At 68.9% G+C, this 22,584-nt stretch carries 21 protein-coding genes; 17 read left to right on the forward strand and 4 right to left on the reverse strand.

Annotated features, from left to right (window positions below):
• Positions 1-17 precede the first annotated feature (17 nt).
• The gene (locus ACTMO_RS0107165) at positions 18-1,394 is read right to left on the reverse strand and encodes a dihydrolipoyl dehydrogenase family protein (protein WP_019853995.1); all 1,377 of its coding nucleotides are present in this window, start codon (positions 1,392-1,394) and stop codon (positions 18-20) included.
• A gap of 186 nt (positions 1,395-1,580) precedes the next feature.
• On the opposite strand from ACTMO_RS0107165, the gene ACTMO_RS0107170 reads away from it, so the two are divergent.
• The 5 genes from ACTMO_RS0107170 to ACTMO_RS22875 all read left to right on the forward strand — a co-directional run bounded on the left by ACTMO_RS0107170 (position 1,581) and on the right by ACTMO_RS22875 (position 6,624).
• Positions 1,581-2,279, forward strand: coding sequence for a mycothiol-dependent nitroreductase Rv2466c family protein (locus ACTMO_RS0107170; protein ID WP_019853996.1), 699 nt, complete (start codon positions 1,581-1,583; stop codon positions 2,277-2,279).
• 162 nt (positions 2,280-2,441) lie between these two features.
• A complete protein-coding gene (locus ACTMO_RS0107175) occupies positions 2,442-4,040 on the forward strand; it encodes a serine hydrolase domain-containing protein (protein ID WP_019853997.1) in 1,599 nt (532 codons plus the stop codon).
• A gap of 244 nt (positions 4,041-4,284) precedes the next feature.
• Positions 4,285-4,455, forward strand: a complete 171-nt coding sequence (locus ACTMO_RS0107180) for a hypothetical protein (protein ID WP_157062828.1) — start codon at positions 4,285-4,287, stop codon at positions 4,453-4,455.
• A 59-nt stretch (positions 4,456-4,514) separates the two neighbouring features.
• Positions 4,515-6,266: a hypothetical protein gene (locus tag ACTMO_RS21940; protein ID WP_019853999.1), complete on the forward strand. Its 1,752-nt coding sequence runs from the start codon at positions 4,515-4,517 to the stop codon at positions 6,264-6,266.
• Positions 6,267-6,303: 37 nt separating this feature from the next.
• Positions 6,304-6,624 (forward strand): hypothetical protein, encoded by a 321-nt coding sequence (locus ACTMO_RS22875; protein WP_157062829.1) that lies wholly within the window; start codon positions 6,304-6,306, stop codon positions 6,622-6,624.
• A gap of 292 nt (positions 6,625-6,916) precedes the next feature.
• Here ACTMO_RS22875 and ACTMO_RS22880 read toward each other — a convergent pair whose 3' ends face one another.
• From ACTMO_RS22880 to ACTMO_RS0107205, 3 genes are all read right to left on the reverse strand, one after another.
• On the reverse strand, positions 6,917-7,069 hold the full coding sequence (locus tag ACTMO_RS22880; protein WP_019854001.1) for a hypothetical protein: 153 nt from the start codon (positions 7,067-7,069) through the stop codon (positions 6,917-6,919).
• Between the two features lie 135 nt (positions 7,070-7,204).
• Positions 7,205-7,459 (reverse strand): DUF397 domain-containing protein, encoded by a 255-nt coding sequence (locus tag ACTMO_RS20615; RefSeq protein WP_019854002.1) that lies wholly within the window; start codon positions 7,457-7,459, stop codon positions 7,205-7,207.
• Entirely contained in the window at positions 7,456-8,328 is an 873-nt protein-coding gene (locus ACTMO_RS0107205) for a helix-turn-helix domain-containing protein (RefSeq protein ID WP_019854003.1), read from the reverse strand. The genes ACTMO_RS20615 and ACTMO_RS0107205 overlap by 4 nt, the downstream gene beginning before the upstream one ends.
• A 254-nt stretch (positions 8,329-8,582) precedes the next feature.
• On the opposite strand from ACTMO_RS0107205, the gene fxlM reads away from it, so the two are divergent.
• The 12 genes from fxlM to ACTMO_RS0107265 all read left to right on the forward strand — a co-directional run bounded on the left by fxlM (position 8,583) and on the right by ACTMO_RS0107265 (position 22,579).
• On the forward strand, positions 8,583-9,797 hold the full coding sequence (fxlM, locus tag ACTMO_RS0107210) for a methyltransferase, FxLD system (protein ID WP_026448963.1): 1,215 nt from the start codon (positions 8,583-8,585) through the stop codon (positions 9,795-9,797).
• A gap of 79 nt (positions 9,798-9,876) precedes the next feature.
• A complete protein-coding gene (locus ACTMO_RS24055; protein ID WP_342670124.1) occupies positions 9,877-10,044 on the forward strand; it encodes an FxLD family lanthipeptide in 168 nt (55 codons plus the stop codon).
• Positions 10,045-10,139: 95 nt separating this feature from the next.
• A complete protein-coding gene (locus ACTMO_RS0107220; protein WP_033401782.1) occupies positions 10,140-13,214 on the forward strand; it encodes a thiopeptide-type bacteriocin biosynthesis protein in 3,075 nt (1,024 codons plus the stop codon).
• A complete protein-coding gene (locus ACTMO_RS0107225) occupies positions 13,211-14,440 on the forward strand; it encodes a lanthionine synthetase C family protein (protein ID WP_019854007.1) in 1,230 nt (409 codons plus the stop codon). The genes ACTMO_RS0107220 and ACTMO_RS0107225 overlap by 4 nt, the downstream gene beginning before the upstream one ends.
• 19 nt (positions 14,441-14,459) lie before the next feature.
• Positions 14,460-15,113: a thiopeptide-type bacteriocin biosynthesis protein gene (locus tag ACTMO_RS20625; protein ID WP_019854008.1), complete on the forward strand. Its 654-nt coding sequence runs from the start codon at positions 14,460-14,462 to the stop codon at positions 15,111-15,113.
• 192 nt (positions 15,114-15,305) lie between these two features.
• On the forward strand, positions 15,306-16,445 hold the full coding sequence (locus ACTMO_RS21945; RefSeq protein ID WP_019854010.1) for a hypothetical protein: 1,140 nt from the start codon (positions 15,306-15,308) through the stop codon (positions 16,443-16,445).
• Positions 16,446-16,593: 148 nt separating this feature from the next.
• A complete protein-coding gene (locus ACTMO_RS0107240; RefSeq protein ID WP_026448965.1) occupies positions 16,594-16,782 on the forward strand; it encodes a DUF397 domain-containing protein in 189 nt (62 codons plus the stop codon).
• A gap of 275 nt (positions 16,783-17,057) precedes the next feature.
• Positions 17,058-18,092 carry a thymidylate synthase gene (locus ACTMO_RS0107245; protein WP_019854012.1) on the forward strand — a complete coding sequence of 345 codons (1,035 nt, stop codon included), beginning with the start codon at positions 17,058-17,060 and terminating at the stop codon, positions 18,090-18,092.
• A complete protein-coding gene (locus ACTMO_RS0107250) occupies positions 18,089-18,823 on the forward strand; it encodes a class I SAM-dependent methyltransferase (RefSeq protein WP_019854013.1) in 735 nt (244 codons plus the stop codon). The genes ACTMO_RS0107245 and ACTMO_RS0107250 overlap by 4 nt, the downstream gene beginning before the upstream one ends.
• Entirely contained in the window at positions 18,820-19,089 is a 270-nt protein-coding gene (locus ACTMO_RS0107255) for a hypothetical protein (protein ID WP_019854014.1), read from the forward strand. Before ACTMO_RS0107250 ends, ACTMO_RS0107255 begins: the two co-directional genes overlap by 4 nt.
• Entirely contained in the window at positions 19,086-20,369 is a 1,284-nt protein-coding gene (locus ACTMO_RS0107260; RefSeq protein ID WP_051099034.1) for an HAD-IIA family hydrolase, read from the forward strand. Before ACTMO_RS0107255 ends, ACTMO_RS0107260 begins: the two co-directional genes overlap by 4 nt.
• A gap of 188 nt (positions 20,370-20,557) precedes the next feature.
• The gene (locus ACTMO_RS0107265) at positions 20,558-22,579 is read left to right on the forward strand and encodes an oxidoreductase (RefSeq protein WP_019854016.1); all 2,022 of its coding nucleotides are present in this window, start codon (positions 20,558-20,560) and stop codon (positions 22,577-22,579) included.
• Positions 22,580-22,584: the final 5 nt, after the last annotated feature.

Raw genomic sequence — 22,584 nt, forward strand, 5'->3', positions numbered from 1 at the left:
CCCGGGGCGTCGGGAAGCTATCCGTCCACATCGTCCAGCGCGGATTCGAGGGCCCGGTGGAAGGTGGGGAAGGCCAGGATCATCCGGCGCAGTTGGGCCATGTGCACCTGGGTCTGTACCGCCACGGCCAACGCCCCCAGGACCTCCCCGCCCGACGGGGCCACCACGGTGGCTCCCACCGGGATGTCGCGTTCGGTGTCGACCACCACCTTGATCAGACCGGCGTTTCCCGGACCGTGGATCCATCCCCGGGTCGAGGAGGGGATCTCCGTCGTTCCGGTGCGCACGGGCAGCCCCCGCTCCCGCGCCTCGGCTTCGGTCAGTCCCACGGCGGCGACCTCGGGGTCGGTGAAGACGACGGCGGGAGAGGCCCGGTAGTCGGCCGGGACCGGGTCCCGACCGAGGATGTCGTCCGCCGCGATACGCGCCTGGTACACCGAGACGTGGGTGAACGCCCCGTGCCCGGTGACGTCGCCGACGGCCCAGACCCCGTCGGCGGCACGCATACGTTCGTCGACCTCCACGGTGTCGGCGTCCTCGTCGAGGCCGAGTGCTCCCACACCCAGGGCCCTCAGGTCCGTGCGACGTCCGGTGGCCACCAACAGCCGTTCGACGGACAGCCGCTCGCCCGAGGCCAGCTCCACGGTGAACCGGCTTCCGTCGTGACGGACCCCGCTCGCCGGGTCCTCGGTGCGCACCGTGATTCCCTCGTCGGCGAACAGTTCGGTGAGCAGCGAGGCCGCCTCGGGCTCATAGTGGGAGAGCAGTCGGGGGCCGGACTCGATCACGGTGGTCTCCGTGCCGAACCGTGCCAGTACCTGGGCGAACTCCACGCCCACCGGCCCACCTCCGAGCACCGCGATCGAGGTGGGAAGCCGGCGGGTCCGCACGGCCTCCCGGTTGGTCCAGAACGGGGTGTCCGCCAACCCCTCCACCGGGGGGACCTTCGGCTCGGTGCCGGGGTTGAGCACGATCGCCCGGCGTGCGCGGACGACGTGTTCACCCTCGGAGGTGGTCACGGTGACTTCGCCCGGTGCGGTGACGCGGCCGGTCCCCCGGAGGAACCGCCCCCCGGTGGCCTCGAACCGCGACACGGCCTCCCGGTCGTCCCACCCGCTGGTGGCCTCGTCGCTGATGCGGTCCGCCACCGGCGTCCAGTCCGGCCACACCCGGCTCGTGCCCGCGAGCTCGGGGACACGGCGGGCCTCGGCGAGGACCCCCGATCCCCGCAGCATCATCTTGGTGGGGATACAGGCGAAGTAGGGGCACTCCCCGCCGAGCAGGCGGTGGTCCACACCGAGCACGTCCAGGCCCGCCGCTGCCAGCTGCCCGGCCACGTACTCGCCGCCGGGACCCATACCCACCACGACGGCGTCGACCGTTTCGTCCGGCATCGGACCTCCCGGGACGGTGGGACAAAGCGTGGAACCAGCACACCACTGTCCCGGTGGGTCCGCACGCCGGAGGAGCGGAGACCGTCCACGGCTGGCGGGGGTCGCACCGCGGTGTTGCCATGGAGCCGTGCCGCCGGAAGCGGGGCTGGTGGGCTGAACACGGAGCGTGCTGGGGGAAGACGTCGTATGGCTGTCGAGCAGGTGGAGTTCCACTTCGATCCGGTCTGCCCGTTCTGTTGGGTGACCTCCCAGTGGGTGCGGGAGGTGGTCTCGCTACGTTCCGTCGAGGTCGACTGGCGTCCGCTGTCGCTGCGCGTGCTCAACGAGGGGATCGGCTACGCGGACAAACCCGCCGACTACCCCCAGGCCCACCAGCGCGGGTTGGAGATGCTGCGGCTCGTGGTGGCCGCCGAACGGCTCTACGGACCGGAGATCGTCGGTGATCTCTACCGGGAACTGGGGCAGGCGGTCTGGGACGTGCCCGCTCCCCGCCAGGCCACGTTCGAGGCGGTGCTGGCCGAGACCGCCCGGCGGCGGGATCTGGGGGCGGTGCTGTCCCGGCTCGGACTGGACACCGGGTTGGCGGAGGCGGCCGTCAACAGCGAGTACGACGAGGTGATCCGGCAGGAGACGAACGCGGCGGTGGAGCGTGCGGGCGGCGGGGTGGGCACCCCGATCCTGTCGTTCGCCCCGCCGGACGGGCCCGCCTTCTTCGGGCCGGTCATCGACACGCCCCCGGAGGGGCAGGAGGCGCTGCGGCTCTGGGACGCGGTGACGACCCTGGCCTACCGGCCCGGTTTCGCCGAGCTCAAACGGGGTGTGCGTTCGTTCCCCGACACCCCGCTCAGCGCCGCCATCGCCGGGGAACGCACCCGGGTGCGGTGAGTCCCCCGCGTCTTCCGTGCTGTCCGGGCCCGGGAATCAGGTCGTCGAAGTTCACCAGCATCGCCGGAAACGACATCCGAAGGTGGGGTGTGTTCCCCCTTCGGCGGAGGCGCCGGGCGTGGCCGATCGTGTGTGGACCGGTTCCGGGGGTCGAATGGGGGCATGAGTGCGTTCACACGTCGTGGCTTCCTGGTGCGGCTCGGAACCGGGATCACCGCGGTGACGGCGGGCGGAGTACCGACGGCGGAGGGACAGCCACGTTCGCGGGACGGCCTGTCCCGGGTGGATCCGGAGCGGGTCGGGGTCGACCCGGAGGGGGTGCTGGACTTCGTCCGGGGGCTGGAGGATGCGGGGTTCGCCGGGAACAGTTTCATGCTGTTGCGCGGGGGCCGGGTGGTCGCCGAGGGATGGTGGCACCCTTACGTCCCCGACGTGGCGCAGTTGACCTACTCGTTGACCAAGAGTGTGGTGGCCACCGCCGTCGGTTTCGCCCTCGCGGAGGGACTGATCCGCCTCGACGACCGGGTGATCGACGTGGTGGGGGACCTGGTGGGCAGGAACCCCTCCGCGCACCTGAGACGGTTGCGGACCAGACACCTGTTGACGATGACCACCGGACACCGCCGGGACCCGCTGCGGAGTCTGCGGCTGTCCCGCTCGGCACCGAGCACCGAGTGGACCCGGGCCGTGCTGGAGGTCCCGATCGACCACGCGCCCGGAACGCGTTTCGCCTACAGCAGTGGAGCCCTGTTCCCACTGGGAACGATGCTGCATCGGGTGACCGGGCGGAACCTGCGGGAGTATCTGCGCCCCCGGCTGTTCGAACCACTCGGCATCCGGGTCGGCTTCTGGGAAGAGTTCTCCGACGGAGCCAACGTGGTCAGCAGCGGTCTCGCGCTGACCACCGCCGACATCGCCAAGCTGGGGCAGCTCTACCTGCGAGGAGGCGTCTGGAACGGACGTCGGGTGTTGCCCCGTTCCTGGGCCGAGCGGGCCACGGCCAAGCAGGTCGACACCCCGGGGCGCGCGCCGGACGAGTCGGTGGGCTACGGATACCTGTTCTGGCGCGGCAGGCACAACACCTACCGCGCGCACGGGGCGTTGGACCAGTGCTCCGTGGTCATGCCCGAGCAGGACGCCGTGCTCGCCACCACGGCCCAGCGTCACGGGACGGTGCTCGACCTGGCCTGGGATCGGTTGTTGCCCGCCATGGACTCCGCGCCCTCCATGCCGGGGCGGCGGTTGGACGAGGAACTGGACGGGCTGCGGCATCCCGTGGTCGAGGGGGCTCCGGTCACCCCCACCGAGCGGTCCGGTCGCTACGTGTTCGCGGACAACGAGCTCGGTGTCGAGGCGATCACCCTCGACATCGACCGACGTCGGTGCTCGGTGGTGGTGGACAACGAGCGGGGACGTCACTCCGTGCTCTGCGGCGTGGGGCACTGGGTGGAGTCGCGCAGCAGCCTGTCGGCGCTTCCGGTGTTGCTGTCCTACTCCACCGATCACGCCATCTATCGCCCTGTCCGGTGGAACCGGATCGCGGGTTCGGCGGCCTGGCCGGAGCCGGACACGCTGCGGATGATCTGGCGTTTCCTCGGGACGCCGCACGCGGACACCGTGACCCTCCGTTTCCGGGGCGGGACGGTGGAGGTGGAGTTCGCCAACAGCGTGTCCCTGCGCGGTCAGGACACCGACAACAGGCCGGTGCTGCTCGGAAGGAGACAGGGAACCGCTCCTTCCGCCAGGAGCGTGTCCGGCTGAAACGAGGTGGCACGACGGGACAGGACCTGGATCAGCACGATGAGGGGGAAGTCCGGAGACGTTCGCGCTCGCCCGGGCGGGACCGTCTCCCGGGAGGGAACCGTCTTCGAGGGGTTCTGGTGAGCGTTCCCGATGTGCTCGGCCACCCCCGCCAGGGGGCGTCGTCACGCCGGTACACCCTCCCGGGGGTGGTGCGGTCGAAGCGCATGTCGCTCTCGTAGTCGTAGCTGGGTTGGTCCACTCCGTGGCCACCCGTCCGCTCGACGCCGGCACCGCCCTGCACCACGTGCGAGACCTGCTCGGCCACCTGGATGCCACCACCCAGCGCTACAACTACAGCCGTAACGCCCTGCACAACTCGACCACCAGCCAGCTCGGAGCCCTCATCGAACACGGCCTAGCCACTCTCGACTGACCCCGCCAGAACGTCACTCGGGATGATCTCCCGATTTCGTTGCGTGCTAAAAGAGGAGGATGGAGCACAACGGTGACTACACGCCGGTGGTGACCGCCCGCGAGGGTGTCTCGACCACACTGATCGACATCGGGTGGGAATACTGGGCGTTGAACGGGTTCGATGAGCACTGTCGGCCGCAGTGGAAAGTGCCGGTCAAAAAGATCGACACGAAAGGCTACGGGGCAGCGAACGTGATCGCGGCCGCCGCCGTGCGCGCCGAAATCCCTGGGGTGACGTGTTCGGGCTGCGGCAACACGCTACAGTTGGCCTCTCGGACCAGTCTGGTATCGGTGCTGGCTGGCGACGGAATCACCTGCGTGGACTGCGATGCGCAGCTACAGCACCGAATCTCCCAGCTGATCAACCCGGACGAGCGCAAGGAGGCGAAACGGCAGGAACGTCTCCGCCAGCAGCAGCACAAACAGGACTATGAGCAGGCACGTCAGGCCTGGTCGCGCCAGCAGCGTGAGCTCGTCGAGACCACCTACGCGACTCGGTTCCACCCTGAGGCGGCGTTGCCCACCGCCGGTGTGGTGACCGAGCTCGTGACGCTGACCATGCTGCGGTTCGCGCCGTCGATCAGCCCGATTCCACCGGTGCGTACCTGGGTCATCGACTTTCCATTCCATCCCACGGAGGATCAGACCAGTTCTTTGCTCAACGACGCACGTGGAGCGGGGATGATCACTCCTGCTCCGAGTACCCGTACCGACGCGTTCGTGTGGCAGTCAACGTTTAGCCAGGCCTACGACGCCGTCGGCGGCGACCTCGACCGTCTCGAATCACCGCAGTTTGGTGACCGGTACATCCCGACCCTGATCAGTTGGCACGTGCCCTACGGCGCTGACGCCGACGACGCCGTCAACCGCCTTGACGATCACTTGGCCCAGCGGCTGGATCCCGCGGGGATGACCGAGTCCCGACAACACGAGCTGATCCGAACAGCCGAGACGCTGCTGGCCGAAGAAGTGCGCCGCTACTTCCACGACCAGCTCAAGTTTCGGAACCTGCCCGAGGTCTCCGAGAACCACCTGTCCCGTCTCGACGAAGTCATCACACGCGCCCTACGGGTACGCCCCCCCGGCGGGGTGTACTGCCTGGCGTGGGCCGCGGTGAAAACCGCGGCCGCCTCCGCACACAGCCATCTGCGCGCGCCGAAAACGAACATGACCACCTACGCTGTCAACAAATTCGAAGAAGACGTGCAACGAGCCAGCGATGATCCCTCGTATTTCACGCGCGTCTTCGACTCCCCCGCAAAATGCCCCCTGTCGGCTATGACCCGCACCGTGTTCTACGCCTTGCTAGAACTCGACCCTATGACCGCGCAGGCTGGCACGTTGGCAGACCACCTCCCAGCACCCATCGCCGAGCCCGACCCAACCCCACCACATGGATACACCGAGGAGGCCTCGGCACTTCCTCCGTTGGACAACGTCGCCCTGGAGTACGCACGCACCGTCGACGTGGGGTGGCCCACCGCCAAACTCGTGCTGCTACTGCTGGCCAGCAGAGCACAGCTCCTGGGAACATCCAGCGACGACAAACCAGGCGATGTCTTTTGCGTCAACACCATCACCAACCAGGCCGAATTCGACGCCTTGGCGGCCGAAGCAGGAGTTCACGGTGAGGTGCTGTGGGCGGCGCTACGGCACCTGCGAGAAGCCTTGCCCTGCGATGTGCTCGTCCACGACCCCCCGTTGACGAACCCTCCCGCCTTGGTGGAAATCCTCTACGGCCCGAATTACGGCACCCCATCCGAGGAGTAACCGAAACGAGGGGTGGCTGTCCAAGCAGGCACAGCCGTTGAAAGGGCTGCGCCGCGAGCCCGAACCGACATCGCCCGACCGGGTACACAGCCGTGGTGAGATCGACCGGCTGGCCGAAGTCGACCGCCAGCAACTGCCCGGCCAGACGACTGTGCCCGTGCCCGGCTACGACACCGATCCGACCACACCGCCTGCTGAAGCAGGCTCCGAGAACACCACCATCGGCACCGGCACTGCCTCAGGCGAACACCACCCCACCTCCAGACCACGAAATCGCAAAGAACCAGCAGGAACCCTGGTGCTCGCGCCGAGCTGGCTGAAAGATGGCACAGGCTGGGAATGGCCTGTCTCTCCCTGAAGTGCTGCCCGGCAGAGGTGGGAACGGCCCCGAGTGGGGAGGTGGTGAGTTCTTGTTCGGCAAACTCCGCGTGCTGCTCGACACGTCGTAACCACTCTTCCCCACCGTTCGGTGGTCCTGGGGCACCGTCGGGTATCCCCAGGGAGTGGTGGTTATTCGCAGGTGACGCAGTCGAGGCTGTGGGGATCTGACCCGGTGCCCCGGATGGGGCCGGTCACGTCGGCGCAGTTCACGTCCGGCGGGTAGGGCGGCATGTAGGGGAATAACCCGGGGTGCAGTGGTGGACAGGGGGTCATGCGTTGTGTTCCTCACAGGGGCGCAGGGAGAGGTCACCACAGTGCGGGAACAGCTCCGGGGCCACGCGGATGGCGGCGCGCCCCCACTCGCGCCACGGACGTTCTTTCTCCCGCGAGTACTGCCGCCGCACCTCGGTTGCCTTGGTCATCCTCTCGGAGTCTCTGCGCCAGCACATCACCCGATGCCTCGCCATGCCGACATCGAGATATGGGGCACTATATGGGATGTGCCCCGGCTTCCGTGGTAAGCCGGGGCACATCCGGTTTAGCTGTTGTTGGCGCGATCAGATCAGGTGGTCGTAGCGTCCTGCCTTGGCGTCGGCGACGAACGCGGCGAGCTCGGCCGGGGTGTAGATCTGGGTCCGTGCGTGCCGGTCGTTGTCGTCGAGTTTGCTGTCCTGGACCGAGATATAGCCGCCGGCAGCGGCTACGGTGATGCAGGCGCCGTTGCCGGTGCTGGCGGCTGGTGCGGCGTGCTCGGTGTGCACGAGTTGTTCGTACACCTCGTCGGGAATGTCGTGGTACGGATTGTTGCTCATGTGTCCAGTTCCTTCATCACGGTGCGGTACAGGGTCAGACTCTCCCGGGCGGGGAGAGCCGTGGCCAGGGCCGCGTTGAACGTGTACGTCAACGCGGAGATGGGCTCACGGTCTTCGTAGATGCCGGCGCCGAGGTCTCCGTCGACTTGCACCACCTCCGAGTCCTGTTCGTCCGGGAACGAGTAGATCAGGAATCCACCGAGTCCCGGCCACGGTCCCTGTTCGTAGGGTAGAACGTGCACGGCGGCGGTTCCCTCTTCCGTGATCTGGCACAGCTTCTCCAACTGGGCGCGCATGACCGCGCGGCTGCCCACTTGGTGGCGCAGGGAAGCCTCGGTGATCACAGCGGTGAGTCCGCCGAAGTCATGCTCGGCCAGGCGTTTCTGTCGTCGCATCCGTAGTTCGACGAGCATGTCGACGTCGGTGGGACGAACCCAGGCACGACTGGATTCAATGATCGTTCGGGCGTAGTCCTCGGTTTGCAGCAGTCCCTGGATCACGCTGGTGTCATAGGTGCGGATGGTCCGTGCGTCCTCACCGAGTTCCACGGTCAGTTCCAGTGTCTCGTGAATGTAGGGACTGTATTCGGACCACCAGCCCGGTTCTTCGGCGCGGGCCCGCAGTGTTTCCAAGCGTGTGGTGATCTCCTCGCCCGCCCGGACCGCGGCCAGGATCCGTTCGAGCTGCGTGGTGTCCAGGCGCGCGGCCCCTGCCTCGATCTTGGACAGCTGTCCTTGGCTCACCGTGGCTCGGTCTTCCTGCCCGGTGTTGATCGCCGCGCACAGTTGCTCCTGGTTGAAACCGGACCGCTCACGCAGCTTCCGGATCTGCTTGCCGAGCCGACGCGCCCTGATCGTTTTGCGTGCCACCTGTCGCTCCTCAACGGGGTCGTTGCACCGCCACACCCGCAGGCTGCGATCACGGTGTCAACGAGGATTACCCGATCGGACGTCTAGACTGATCAAAATAATTCCAGCATCATTTCATGGTGTGTCGGAAATCACTGGAGCATCATAACTCTCCAATTGGTGGTCTGTCCTGACACCACAGACACGGAGGTTCCGTCGTGGACTCCTCGGCCTCCGACGGGCTCGTGCTCACACAATGCTGGGAGAGTGATCATGTGACTACACAAAGGGACCAGGCTGAGGGCCTCCGTGAGGCGATGGTGCGCCAGTTGCAGGACTGGGGTGACCTCCGCAGTGAGGCGGTCGCGGAAGCGCTGCGAACGGTGCCGCGGCACCTGTTCGCGCCGGGCGAGTCGCTGGAAGATGTGTACGCGGCGAACCAGGCTGTGGTGACCAAACGGGACGAACAGGGACTGGCGATCAGTTCGCTGTCGGCCACCCACATTCAGGTGACGATGCTGGAACAGGCTCAGCTCCAACCGGGAATGCGGGTGCTGGAAGTCGGCAGTGGTGGCTACAACGCCGCTCTGATCGCCGAACTCGTGGGCGAGACCGGCCATGTGGTCTCGGTCGATATCGATGGCGACATCGTCGAGCGTGCGCGTGGCTGTTTGCATGCCGCCGGTTACGAGCGGGTCCGTGTGGTGTGCGGCGATGCCGAGCACGGGTACGCGCCGGGGGCGCCGTGGGACCGGATCATCGTCACTGCCGGTGCGTGGGACATCCCCCCGGCCTGGATCGAGCAGCTGGCCCCATATGGGCGCATCGTGGTCCCACTGCGGATGCGGAGCCTGACTCGATCGGTGGTGTTCGTCCACGACGGAGACCACCTGGTCAGCACGGGTTACCGGCTGTGCGGGTTCGTTCCGATGCGGGGTGCCAGCGCCCGCGAGGAACGGCTGATCCCGCTTGAGGGGTCCGAGGTCGCGCTGCGGGCCGAGGAAGAGCAGCTGCTCGACGTGAGTGGCCTGCGGCAGGCGTTGTACGGGCAGTGGGTGCAGCACTGGTCCGGTGTGCGGTTCGACCAGGTCGACGAGTTGGATTTCTGGATCGCCACGCAAGCCCCGGTGTTCGGGTTGCTCGCGGCACGGCAAGACGCGGTCGAACGTGGGCTCGTGACACGTGCCGCGTTGCGCGGGGTTCCGACGTTGCTCCGGGGCAGCAGTTTTGCCTACCGCACGAAACGTCCGATCGAGGGCACCGACGAATTCGAGACCGGGGTCTATGCCCACGGCCCCGAGGCGGACGCGGTGGCCGACGAGTACGTCGAGCTGCTGCGGCAATGGGACCGCGATCTGCGGGGCGGTTCCGGCGCGCGTATCGAGGTGTTTCCCGCGATACGGCCGACCAGTGAACTCCCCAGGGGACGCATCGTCGAGAAAGCGCACACGCGCGTCGTCGTCTCCTGGCCGGGAGCGCGGAAGCCCTGACAGGCAGGGCCCGTGGCATCACGGTGATTGAGAAACGAAGGAGATTCCTGTGGTAGTTCCGGACAACACCACCAGCACAGTGGACGAGGTGGGAGATTTCGCTGGCGAGCAGCCCCTCGTTCCCGACGACTTCGATCTCGACATTCGTTTTGTCGAGTCGGGGCCGGCCGTCGAGGAACTCATGCGTCCCACTGATGACGGCTGTGGGCACACCTGTGAATCGGCCTGCAATTCCTGCCCGGAGTAAGTAGTTCGTTGCAGTCCTGATGTGAATCAGGAAGCCGGGCGGCAGTGTTCGCGCTGTCGCCCGGCATCACGCTTTTCCTGTCGTTAGGGGCCCAGGTGTATCGGTTGCTCGACACCGCCATGATCCGGGCGACCCTGCTCCCCAGCGGGGTGGATGGTGGATCGTGGCCGGATCTGACCGGAAGTACGGATACGCACGTGCGGCAGTGGTGTTCGTGGCTGCGGCGGGTGTGGGCGGTTGAGGAGTTCGCGGTGGCCGTGGAGCTGGCCAGCCCGGTGTTGGCCGGTCGGGTGCGTGCGATCTGCACGGGCGAGGAGCAGCGTGTCCGCGAAATTCGTCGCGCGACGAGTTCGATGATGCGGTATCTGCTGCGTGCCACTACGCGGGCGACCCCGTTCGGGTTGTTCGCGGGGGTGGCCGCCGCCCGGTTCGGCCGCACCACGACACTGCGCTGGGGCGACCAGCATCGGGCGGTGGCGCGGGTCGATGCGGAGTGGTTGTCGACGGTGCTGGCGGAGCTGGAGTCCGATCCGCAGCTGTGCTCCCGGCTGTTGGTCGTGGCGAACTCGGCGGCCGTGGTCCGCGAGGGCAGGTTGGTGCTGAGCTGGCAGCGCCGCTCCGACAACGCCACCGGGCTGGGGGAAGTCTCGGTGCGCCACAGCCGGGTGGTGCGGGCCATCATGCGGGCCGTGGCCGCGCCGATCCGGGTGTGCGAGGCGGCCGAGAAGGTCGCGGCTGAGGTCAACGCCTCCGTCGCCGCGGTGGAGCCGATGTTGGCGGCCCTGGTCGAGCAGGGGTTCCTGATCACCCAGTTGCGGCCGCCCATGACGGCCACCGACCCCCTGGCCCACGTCATGGCGGCGCTGGACGAGATCGAGGCCGACGCGGCGGCCGGGGTGTCGGGGCGGGTGGCCCAGCTCCGTGCCCTCCACCAGGACATGGTGGGGCACAACGCCGTTGGCGCACCGACCCGAGCAGACCAGCACCGTGCCGGGTTCTCGCGGGCGATAACCCGGCTGGCGCCGAGCCAGCGGCCGGTCGGTGTGGATCTGCGGTTGGACTGTGACCTGACCCTGCCGCAGGGGGTGGTCCGGGAGGCCGAAGCCGCGGCCGCAGCGCTGGTGCGGCTGGCTCCGGAGCCGTTCGGCACCCCGGCGTGGCGGCAGTACCACGGTCGGTTCCTGGAACGGTACGGGCCACGGGCGGTCGTGCCGGTGGCCGAGCTGGTGGCCGATACCGGACTCGGTTTCCCGGCCGGTTACCGCGACTGCCCGTGGGGCGCACCGGACTCCGGTCCGGTCACGGAGCGGGATGCGGAGTTGCTGGCCCTGGCCCAGCGGGCGGCCTGGGAAGGCCGTACCGAAATCGTGCTCGACGAGGCCACGATCAGTCGTCTCGAGACCGCGGGGACGAGGGAGACAGCGGTCCAGCCGCACACCGAGCTGCGTGTGCAGGTGCGTGCCCGGACGCGGGACGCCCTTGATCGCGGCGAGTTCGACCTCGCCCTCGCCGGGGTCTCGCGTTCGGCCGGGGCCACCACCGGCCGCTTTGTCGACCTGCTCGACGGCGAGGACCAGCAGCGTGCGGTCGCGGCCTATGCCGAACTGCCCACAGTGTGTGCGAACGCGCGCCCGGCCCAGATCTCGGCGCCGGCGCTGTATGCGCGCACCGACAACGTCGCTCGCAGTCGACAGGTGCTGCCCGCGGTGGTCTCGCTGGGTGAACACCGCGAGCCGGGCCACGGTGTGGTGCCGCTGGACGATCTGGCGGTCACCGCCGACGCCGAACGGCTGGTGCTGCTGTCGCTGTCGCAACAGCGTCCGGTCGAACCGGTGGGTTTCAACGCGGTGGAGATGGTCGCCCACGCGCATCCGCTCGTGCGGTTCGTCACCGAGCTCAGCACCGCGGGTGCGCGGCCGTGCGTGCCGTTTTCGTGGGGAACGGCCCGTCGGCTGCCGTTTCTGCCCCGCATTCGCTATCGCCGCACGATCCTGGCATCGGCCCGGTGGCGGTTGGAAGCCAGCGACCTTCCCGGTTCCGGGGCCTCGTGGCAGGACTGGATGCAGGGCTTTCAAGCGTGGCGGCAGCACTTCGCCGTGCCGGAGCTGGTCTATCTCGGTGACAGCGATCAGCGGATGCGGCTGCACCTGCACACTCCGGCGCACGTGTCCCTGCTGCGTACCGAGCTGGAACGCACGGGAGAAGTCACCCTGCGGGAAGCACCGCCCGACGAGGAGTTCGGCTGGTTCGACGGGCACTCCCACGAGGTGGTGATCCCGTTGGCGGCCACCGCCACGACCGCTTCGCCGCCGAGGTGGTCGGCCCAGCACGTCGACCGCGGGCACGGGCACCTGCCCGGTGACGACACGTGGCTCTACCTCAAGCTCTACGGACACCCCCACCGGCAGAACACGGTGCTCACGAATCATCTGCCCGAGCTGCTGTCGAGCTGGGACACCGAGCCGGAGTGGTGGTTCGTGCGCTACGCCGACCCGGACCCGCATCTGCGGCTGCGGTTCCGGCTGGGCCAGCACGACGAGAGCGCCCCTGCTCTGGCCAGGGTCAACGCCTGGCTCGCCCGGCTGCGCCAGCGTGGACTCGCGGGCCGCGCGCAGTTCGACACCTACTATCCCGAAACCGGCCGGTTCGGCGCCGGAACGGCGATGCGGGCCGCCGAGTCGGTCTTCGCCGCCGATTCGAGCGCGGTGCTCGCCCAGCTGCACGCTGTCGAGCACCACGACGGTGCTCGGCCGCTGGCTCTGACCGCGGCGAGCATGGTCCACCTCGTGTGCTCGTTCCACGACGATCCAGCCACCGGGATGCGGTGGCTGATCGAACACGCCCGCACCTCGGGTCCGGCACCCGAGCGAGTCCTGCGTGAGCAGGCACTGCGGCTGGCCGAGCCACGCGACGACTGGGACGCGGTGCGTGCCGTGCCGGGCGGCGAGGACCTCGCGACCGCCTGGCACCGGCGCCGGACAGCGCTGGCCGCCTACCGCAACGCCCTGGCCGAGTCCGGGAACCGCGATCCCGCCGGCGTGCTGACCGACCTGCTGCACCTGCACCACGTGCGCATGACCGGCGTGAGGCCCGAGACCGAGCGGACGTGCCTGCGCCTGGCCCGCGCCGCCGCCCTGAGCTGGACCGCCCGCACCCGGGGAGCCCCGTGAACACCCTCAACACCGTAGACATCCTCGCCGCGGCCGAGAAGCTCGCCGAGCCTCTTTCCGACCCGCACACGCTCTACCCGCACGGCGGCGTGGGCCGCACCCGGCCACAGTCACTGCTCGGCGGCACGGCCGGCATCGCCCTGCTGCACCTCGAACGGGCCCGCAGCGGCCACGGCAGCTGGCACACCGCCCGCACCTGGCTGACCGCGGCCGCAAGCGAGGAAGTTTCCATCGGCCGCAACGCGACCCTGTTCTACGGGGCACCGGCGCTGGGTTTTCTCACCCGCTCGGTCGCCGACGATCCCCGCCGATGTCCCGGCGCGCTGGCCGCGCTGGACAGCACAACCATCGAGCTGACCCAAGCCCGTCTCACCCTGGCCCACGCGCGCCTCAACCGGGGCCAGCGCCCCCTGCTGGCCGAGTTCGACCTCTTCCGCGGCCTGGCCGGGCTCGGCGCCTACCACCTGCGCCACCACCGCCGGCACGCCATCACCCACGCCGTGCTGGACTACCTCGTCCGGCTGACCGAACCCCTGCCCACCACGTCGGAGGGCCTACCAGGCTGGTGGACCGAGGTCTCGCCCAACGGAGAGATCACCGCCGATTTCCCCGGCGGGCACGGCAATATCGGCCTGTCCCACGGCATCGCCGGACCACTGGCGCTGTTGTCCCTGGCCCTGCTGCGCGGTGTGGCTGTCGACGGCCAGCGCGACGCGCTCGAACGGATCTGCAGCTGGCTCGACACCTGGCAACAAACGGGCCCCTGGTGGCCCGGAGTGATCAGCCGCGCCAACGTCGAAACCGGACAGATCGATCCCTCCCAGCGACAAGCGCCGCGCTGGTGCTACGGCACCGCCGGGCTGGCCCGCGCACTGCAACTCGCCGGGATCGCCACCGGCGACACCGCCCGACAACGCACCGCCGAGGCCGCGATGCTGGGCCTGCTGCGCGACCCCGACCAGCTCGACCGCGTCACCGACACCGGCCTGTGCCACGGCCTGGCAGGGATCGGCCAGACCGCCTGGCGCATGGCCGCCGACGCCGACACCGGCGAGATCACCGGCGAACTGCCCCACCTGTGCCGGCGGCTCCTCGCACGGCTGTCACCACCCCCGTCGGATCCCGAATTCCTCGACGGAACCGCCGGCATCGCCCTGGCCCTGCACACCCTCGGCACCCACCAGGATCCGCACACCGGCTGGGATGCCTGCCTGCTGCTGGCCTGACCCGACAAGGAGCCATCGCGTGACCCCGTCCTGGCGCCAACTCAACGTTCGATTCGACGACTGGGACACCGTCGAACACACCGCAGTGACCCACCTCGGACCCACCCTCACCGAAGCCAGCCACGCCGGACTGATCGAGGCCTGGTTCTTCACCCGCAAAGCCGAACAGGTCCCCGATAGTCACAGCGGCATCGCCCCGCGCGAAGCCACGCGCCCGTGCTGGCGAGTGCGCATCCAGACACCGGACGAAGACACCGCCTCCGAGGCGCTCGCCCTCCTTCACACGCACCTTCCCCCAGCTACCCCGGTCATCTACGAACCCGAGATCCACGCCTTCGGCGGAACCGCCGGCATGGCGCTGGCCCACACCCTGTTCCACCAGGACAGCCACCACGTCCTGACCTACCTCAACCACCTAGGCACCGCGGAAGGGATCGTGGGGCGCCGAGAGCTGGCGATGCTGCTGTGCAGCCGCCTGTTCCGCGCGGCCGGGCAGGACTGGTACGAGCAGGGAGACATCTGGGCCCGGATCGCGCAGAACCGTCGCCCGCCCCACGCGCTCCCGCCGGAGAACGTGCACGCGCTGCACCCCACGCTACGCCGATTGATGACCGTCGACACCGCGCCCCTGCTCCGCGATCCCACCAGTGACCTCGCCTTCGCGGCGGACTGATTCACCGCCTTCGACCAGGCGGGCAGACAGCTAGCACACCTGGCCCGCGACGGCGTCCTCGAGCGCGGTCTGCGCGCCGTGCTCGCCCACCACGTCCTGTTCGCGTTCAACCGCTGGGGTCTCAGCCCGGCCTATCAGACCCTGCTCGCCCACGCCGCGGCCAGGATCGTCTTCGACTGATCGGAGTCGTCTATGACATCCCTGCCCAGCAACGACCACCTCCACGAACGACTCGCCGCGTGGTTCCCGCTCCTGCCGCGACCACGGCCCGCCTGCCGAGCACTCACCGAGCGCGTCGACGAGATCGGCCAACTCGCACACAACGCCACGCACGGTCCGCCGGAGCACCGGCTCACCACGGCCGCCGAAGCCTGCAACAAGGCCGCGCTCATCCTCAGCGACTGCGGCCTGCCCGACCGCGCCCACCAGCTGTGCTGGCGACAGTTCGACCTCTTCCATGCCTACAGCCCTCTGGAACCGACAACGGCCAAGCTCGCCCTGCAACCCCTCGTCAATCTTGGACGGCTGCACATCCGCACCGGGCAGGCCAGCCGCGCGCACCAGCTGTTCACCCACGCCTACCGCGCCCTGCGCACGGCCACGGCGACCATGCTCGACGGCCGGAACGTCGACCTCAACGACCTTATCGACGACCAGAACGCAGCACGAGGCGAGCTCGTCCGATTCCTCTGGACGGTGCTGCTGGCCGACGGCACCCGAGCCCTGACCCGAGCCGGACGATGGACCGACGCGCTGTCCCACCTCGAACACCACAAAGGCATCGGCGACCGCATGCTCGACGGCAGACAAGTCGCCATCCTCACCCGCATCATCAACGGCGACCACGAGCACGCCCTCGACCTGCTCGAACACAGCTCCACCACGGACACGTGGGAACAAGCCGTCGCGTCCTACCTCACCACGCTGTGTCTGACCACCGCAGAACACGACACCCAGCCAGCTGACACAGAGATGGTCGAGCGCTACCTCGCACTCCCCCAACACTCCACACCACCGGTGTTCCACTGTCGCCTCGGCCTATGCGTACTCGACCTCACCAGCCACACACCTCACCACGCACCAATCACCACCGACATCACCCGACAAGCCATCACCTCGGCAGACGCCTACGTCGCGCGGGAGGTGTTGGACGATCCTCTCTGTGCCCAGCACATGTCCGACACCGAGCGACACACGTTGACTCACATTATCGCCACCGCCGGTCTCCACCATGGCGAGGAAATACCAGCCGAGATCCTCACCGAACTCACCGACACGGTGGCAGAAAGCGAAAACAGCCTGGTCCACGAACTCCCGCGACAGCAATGTTGAGCTTCCGCACGGCAGCAGAATTACGGTGGAGGAAGACTCCGTTCGGTATCCTCTTGGGAACTTGGGAATCGTGGGTGTTGGCCGCATCGACCACGGCACGGGCCCATGGCGCTGAGGTGCGCGCCGCTGGCCCGAAGGAGCAGGAGACGTGAGTAAGCAACCCGAGTGGCGCAAGTCGAGTCGTAGTGGACAGGCGAACAACTGTGTCGAAATCGCCGCATCCGGCGACGGTGCTGCCGTGCGTGACACCAAGGACCGTTCTGCGGGCTCCTTCGCCACCACCGGCACTCAGTGGGCCGCCTTCCTCGACGCGGCGAAGGCCGACAGGTTCGGCTGAGCCTGACGGACAGTCCAGCGCCCCGTCCGAGGTGTGAAGTGGTGACCGGGGACGCTGTTTTCCGTTCGGTTCCAGAGGTGTTCGAGACGGAAGCTGCTCGCGGGTTCGGTGCTCGCGCCGGTGCGGTCCGCTGTGGACTTGCGTGGCGGTGATCACCGTCGGGTACCGTCGGCCGTGCGCCACGCGGGAGCTCGCGCCGAAGCGGGCTGAGAGGACGGCTGAGGTCGTCGACCGCCGAACCTGTCCCGGGTAACACCGGCGAAGGGAGCAGCAGGGTGACCACCACCGACCCCGAGTTCACCCGAGCCGACGAGTCCGGCTACTACGCCGATTTCCACAGTGCCTATGTGGACCGACTGCGCCGGGTGTTTCTGGAGCCCACCTTCCGCAACGCCCCCCGGGGATTCGCCAGCCGGGAACGACTGGCCGAACAGTTCGGTCTCCGTGACCCCCGACAGCGGGTTCCGTTCGTGCCGGCACGACGAACCAACATCGTGTTCAACCTCGCCGAGGCGCTGTGGTACCTGTCCGGGCGGGACGACCTGGAGTTCATCGGCTACTACGCGCCGGGGATACGCCGCTACTCCATGGACGGCTATTCGTTGACCGGCACCGCCTACGGAGCGCGGATCCTCGGCACCGGCGCGGGCCCCAGCCAGTGGAGCACGGTCACCGAGCAGCTGCGCGAGGATCCGGACACCAAGCGGGCGGTACTACAGATCTTCGGCTCCGAGGAGCTGCGGGTCGCCGACAACATCGACGTCGCCTGCACGCTGGGGCTCCAGTTCCTGCTGCGCGACGGTGCCCTGCACGCCGTCTCCTACATGCGGGCCAACGACGCCTACCGGGGGCTGGTCAGCGACCTGTTCTCCTTCACCTTCCTGCAGGAGTTCATGGCCACCGAGCTCGGGGTGCGACCGGGAAGCTACACCCACACGGTGGGATCGCTGCACGTGTACGCCTCGGACGAGGACAGCGTGCGGGCCGTGCTCGCCGACCCGGCGGGGGAGGCCGACCCCCCGTTCCTCCTGCCGGCCATGCCCGCCCGGAACAACTGGGAGGTGCTGGGCGAGGTGCTGGAGATCGAGGAGGCGTTGCGCACCAACCGCCACCGCCTGGACAGCGGACTCACGAACTCCGGGATGCCGGAGTACTGGGCCCAGGTGCTGGGAGTGTTCGAGGTCTACCGCAGACTCGTCCACGACGAACCGGTCACCGTCGAGCTGTTACACGCCCTCGATCCCAGCTATGTGCGCCTGCTGGGTTGGCGGTGGGGGGACAGGGTTCCGGCCGGGGAGGTGTTCCGATGAGTACCAGCTGGCGGGCCGAGGAGGTCGCCGCCGGGTTCGAGGCCTACGACGACCTGCCCGAGCGCAGGATCGGATACCCGTTCGTGTTCGAGACGCTGGGGATCGGCGATCCCGCCGTGACCCGTGTGCTCGACTACGGCTGCGGGCCCGGCAAGGTCGCCGAACGCGTGGTCGACGCCTGTGCCTCCACCGTGGTGGCGGTCGACTCCTCCCCGGCGATGCTTGAGATCGCGCGGCGGCAGCGAGCCCACCCCCGGATCGACTACCGGCTGGTCCACGACGAACGGCTCGTTTTCCTGCCCGAGGACAGCGTGGACGCCGCCATGTGCTGCTACGTGTTCATCAACATCGGTTCCCTGGAACGCATCACACGCATCGCCGCCGAGGTCCATCGGGTGCTGCGCCCCGGAGGCCGCTACGCCGTGCTCGACACCAACCCCAACACCACCGGGATACGGTTCTCGACGTTCCGCAGCGGCGATCCCGGACGTCGTTACGCCCCCGGACAGCGGCGCCGCGTTCTGCTGTACCGCCCCGACGGACACACCCTGGAGCTGACCGACCACCACTGGCCTCCCTCCACCTATCACCACGTGCTCGCCGAGGCCGGTTTCGGCGGGATCACCACGCACGAGCCCCTGTGGGACGGGGGCCACGGTCCGGAGGACGAGCTCGCCGAGGGGAACGAACGCAGCCACCCACCCTTCCTGATCGTGACGGGGGAGAAGTGAACAGCGCCTCCCGCCCGAACCGGCCGGGCCCGGCCGAGGTGGCCGCTCTCGGCACCTCGATGGTGCCGCTGTTCGAGGAGGGCCACACCCACGCCTTCCTCGTGCGGGGGCTGGACGCCGTCGCCGAGGTCACCCACGTGTCCGTGCCCGCCGACCGCGCAGCGCTCGGCCCCTTCGTCTCCGCGCTCACCGAGTTCGGGAACCGCCCGCACCAGCGGGCCGGTGCCCGGGGGCGGAACACTCCGCGTTCGGAGTCCGACCGTTGAGCGCGCTCGGAGACGGGAGGAGGCTCCCGCCGGGGGCGCCGGCGGAGCACTTCGACGCGTTCCTCGTGGACCTCGACGGGGTCGTCCGCCTCGGTGAGGCGCCCCTGCCCGGGGCCGTGGAGACCCTGGCGCGGTTGAGGGCGGCGGGCAAGGAACTGCGCCTGCTCACCAACGACCCCCGTCCCGCGCGGCACGAGCTGCTGCGACATCTCGCCGAGCTGGGGGTGGAGTTCGCCCTCGACGAGATCGTCACCTGCGGGTGGGCCACCGCCGTTCGTCTCCACGCGGTGGGCTGCGAGTCGGTCTTCGTGCTCGGCAGCGCCGGGTTGGCCACCGAACTGCGCCACATGGGGATCACGGTCGTCACGTCCCCCTCGGAACCGGCGGAGGCCGTGGTCGTCGGCTGCGACGAGAACCTGACCTACTCCGACATCGACGAAGCGGTCGGGCGGATCCGCCGGGGGGCGTGGTTCGTGGCCACCAACCCGGACGCCTCGTTTCCCAGCCCGACGGGGCCTCGCCCGGCCACCGGTGCGATCCTCGCCGCCGTCGAGGCCGCCGCGGACCGGAACCCGCACGTCGTGGGCAAACCGCACCCACCGATGTTCCGTGCCGCCGTGGAGGGGCTTGCCGAGGGGAGCGAGGCGGTCGTGGTGGGCGACAGCCCGCACTCGGACGTCCTCGGCGCCCACCAGCAGGGGCTGCGGGCGATCCTGGTCTCCGCCGAGGCCGTGGATTTTCCCTCCTCACGGGACTTCCGGATCCCGGACGCGAGGGTCTCCGGCCTTCCCGGCCTGCTCGATCCCGAGGTCGTGCTCCGGAGGTGGCAGAGCCCCGGGTTCTCGTGGCCGGACACCGTCCGGGCCGGGGTGGCGGCCGTGGTGTTCGACGAGGCCGGCAGGGTGCTGCTGCAACGCAGGGCCGACAACGGGATGTGGGGACTGCCCTCCGGGCACGTGGAACCGGGGGAGACCGTCGAGGAGGCGGTCACGCGCGAGGTGTTCGAGGAGACCGGGCTGCGGATCCGGCTCACCGGATTGATCGGTGTCTACTCCGAGCCCGAGTCGCAGAGCTTCGTGTACCCCTCCGGCAGGGTCAGTCATTTCGTCACCTCCTGTTTCCGTTGCCGGGTCGTGGAGGGTGTGCCGGGCGCGCACGGAGCGGAGACGCTCGAAGCGGCGTTCTTCTCCCCGGACGCGTTGCCCACCGGGCTGCTGCCCATGCACCCCCGGTGGCTCGACGACGCCCGCGCGGGCCGCCGCGCGGCCTACATCCGGTGACCAGGGGGTTCTCGTCCGGACCGGAGTACGTGGCTCGGGGACGGGTCTCGGGCTGTTGTCCGTTCGTTCCGGTGCCCGGAGCGGTTCCCGCCAGTGCGGGTGGAGGACCACCTCCGCTTTTATGCAACTAGTTGCAATAAGCTGGGGTGCGGTTGACCGTGCTCCGCGAGAACCCCAGGAGGAAGCCGATGACCGCCTACCCCCACCTGCTCAGCCCGTTGGACCTGGGACCGTTCACCCTGCCCAACAGGGTGATCATGGGATCCATGCACGTCGGACTCGAGGAAGCCCCCGACGGGTTCGAACGCATGGCCGCCTTCTACGCGGAACGAGTGCGCGGCGGGGTCGGACTGATCGTCACCGGTGGCATCTCCCCCAACGAGGAAGGAAGGGCCTACCGGGCAGGCGCGGCACTCACCACGCCCGAGGAGGCGGAGCGGCACCGGGTGGTGACCGACGCGGTCCACCGCGAGGGGGGACGCATCGCCATGCAGATCCTGCACACCGGACGCTACGCCTACCACGAGGACCCCGTGGCCCCCAGCGCGTTACGGGCCCCGATCAGCCCGCACGTGCCGCGGGAACTGAGCGAGCGGGAGGTCGAACGCACCGTCGAGGACTTCGCCCGCTGTGCGGAGCTGGCCGCCGCGGCCGGCTACGACGGCGTCGAGGTCATGGGCTCGGAGGGCTACCTGATCAACGAGTTCCTCGTCAGCGCCACCAACAAACGGCAGGACCGGTGGGGAGGTTCCCTCGAGAACCGGATGCGCTTCCCGCTGGAGATCCTCCGCCGCGTCCGCGAGCGGGTGGGTGAACGGTTCGCGGTGATCTACCGACTCTCCATGATCGACCTGGTGCCGGAGGGAGCCACCCAGGACGAGGTGCTCCGACTGGCCCGGGAGGTCGAGAAGGCCGGGGCCGACGTCATCAACACGGGCATCGGTTGGCACGAGGCCCGGATCCCCACGATCGCCACCTCCGTCCCCCGGGCGGCCTTCACCCGGATCACCGAGCGGATGATGGGAGAGGTCTCCGTTCCGCTGGTCACCAGCAACCGCATCAACACCCCCGAGGTCGCCGAACGGGTGCTGGCCGCCGGTCACGCCGACCTGGTGTCCATGGCCCGCCCGCTGCTGGCCGACCCCGCCTTCGTCGCCAAGGCGGCGGCGGGAACCCCCCAGGCGATCAACACCTGCATCGGGTGCAACCAGGCCTGTCTCGATCACGTGTTCGCGGGGAAAACCACGTCCTGCCTGGTCAACCCCCGCGCCTGCCACGAGACGGAGTTGGTGCTGTCCCCCGCGCGCCGTGTTCGGGACGTGGGGATCGTGGGGGCCGGTCCCGCCGGGATGTCCTGCGCCGTGGCCGCGGCCGAACGCGGGCACCGGGTCACCCTCTACGACGCCGCCGAGTCCGTGGGAGGCCAACTCGACGTCGCCCGGCGCGTGCCGGGCAAGGAAGAGTTCGAGGAGACCCTGCGGTACTACCGGCACCAACTCGACGCGCACGACGTGCGGCTGCGGCTCGGCACCGAGCTCGACGCGGAGGAGCTGGCCGCGGCGGAACACGACGAGATCGTGCTCGCCACCGGCGTGGTTCCCCGGATTCCCGACATCCCCGGAATCGACCACCCCAGCGTGCTGGGATACCTCGACGTGCTCCACGGTCGGGCCACGGTCGGTCGGCGCGTCGCCGTCATCGGAGCCGGGGGGATCGGCGTGGACGTCACCGAGTACCTCACCGCCCCGGACGAGGAGGCAGCGCACCGGCCGGAGGTCTTCTTCGCACGGTGGGGCGTGGACGTCGAGCGCACCACACCCGGCGGGCTGACCCGACCGCTTCCCGAACGGGTACCGCGCGAGGTGTACCTGGTGCAGCGCAGCACCGGCAAGGTCGGAGCCGGTCTCGGCACCACCACCGGCTGGATCCATCGTGCCGAGCTCCGCGACCGCGGGGTCACCACGCTGTCCGGGGTCACCTACGACCGGATCGACGACGAGGGGCTGCACCTCGACCACGAGGGACGGCGGCGGGTGCTGCCCGTGGACAACATCGTGGTGTGCACCGGTCAGGAACCCCGTAGGGAACTGTACGAACAACTGCGGGCACGGGGGCACAGCCCACAGCTCATCGGAGGTGCCTCCGAAGCGGCTGAACTGGACGCCAAACGTGCGATCGACGAGGGCACCCGGCTGGCGGCGGCGTTGTGAGGATT

It is taken from the genome of Actinopolyspora mortivallis DSM 44261 (assembly GCF_000384035.1).
Taxonomy (GTDB): domain Bacteria; phylum Actinomycetota; class Actinomycetes; order Mycobacteriales; family Pseudonocardiaceae; genus Actinopolyspora; species Actinopolyspora mortivallis.

Coding starts and splice junctions, on each gene's coding strand:
- ACTMO_RS20615 (WP_019854002.1), bottom strand. CDS start 7,459: ATGAGCAACAATCCGTACCACGACATTCCCGACGAGGTGTACGAACAA.
- ACTMO_RS21940 (WP_019853999.1), top strand. CDS start 4,515: ATGGAGCACAACGGTGACTACACGCCGGTGGTGACCGCCCGCGAGGGT.
- ACTMO_RS0107170 (WP_019853996.1), top strand. CDS start 1,581: ATGGCTGTCGAGCAGGTGGAGTTCCACTTCGATCCGGTCTGCCCGTTC.
- ACTMO_RS0107265 (WP_019854016.1), top strand. CDS start 20,558: ATGACCGCCTACCCCCACCTGCTCAGCCCGTTGGACCTGGGACCGTTC.
- ACTMO_RS0107175 (WP_019853997.1), top strand. CDS start 2,442: ATGAGTGCGTTCACACGTCGTGGCTTCCTGGTGCGGCTCGGAACCGGG.
- ACTMO_RS0107165 (WP_019853995.1), bottom strand. CDS start 1,394: ATGCCGGACGAAACGGTCGACGCCGTCGTGGTGGGTATGGGTCCCGGC.
- ACTMO_RS21945 (WP_019854010.1), top strand. CDS start 15,306: ATGACATCCCTGCCCAGCAACGACCACCTCCACGAACGACTCGCCGCG.
- ACTMO_RS0107250 (WP_019854013.1), top strand. CDS start 18,089: ATGAGTACCAGCTGGCGGGCCGAGGAGGTCGCCGCCGGGTTCGAGGCC.
- ACTMO_RS22880 (WP_019854001.1), bottom strand. CDS start 7,069: ATGACCAAGGCAACCGAGGTGCGGCGGCAGTACTCGCGGGAGAAAGAA.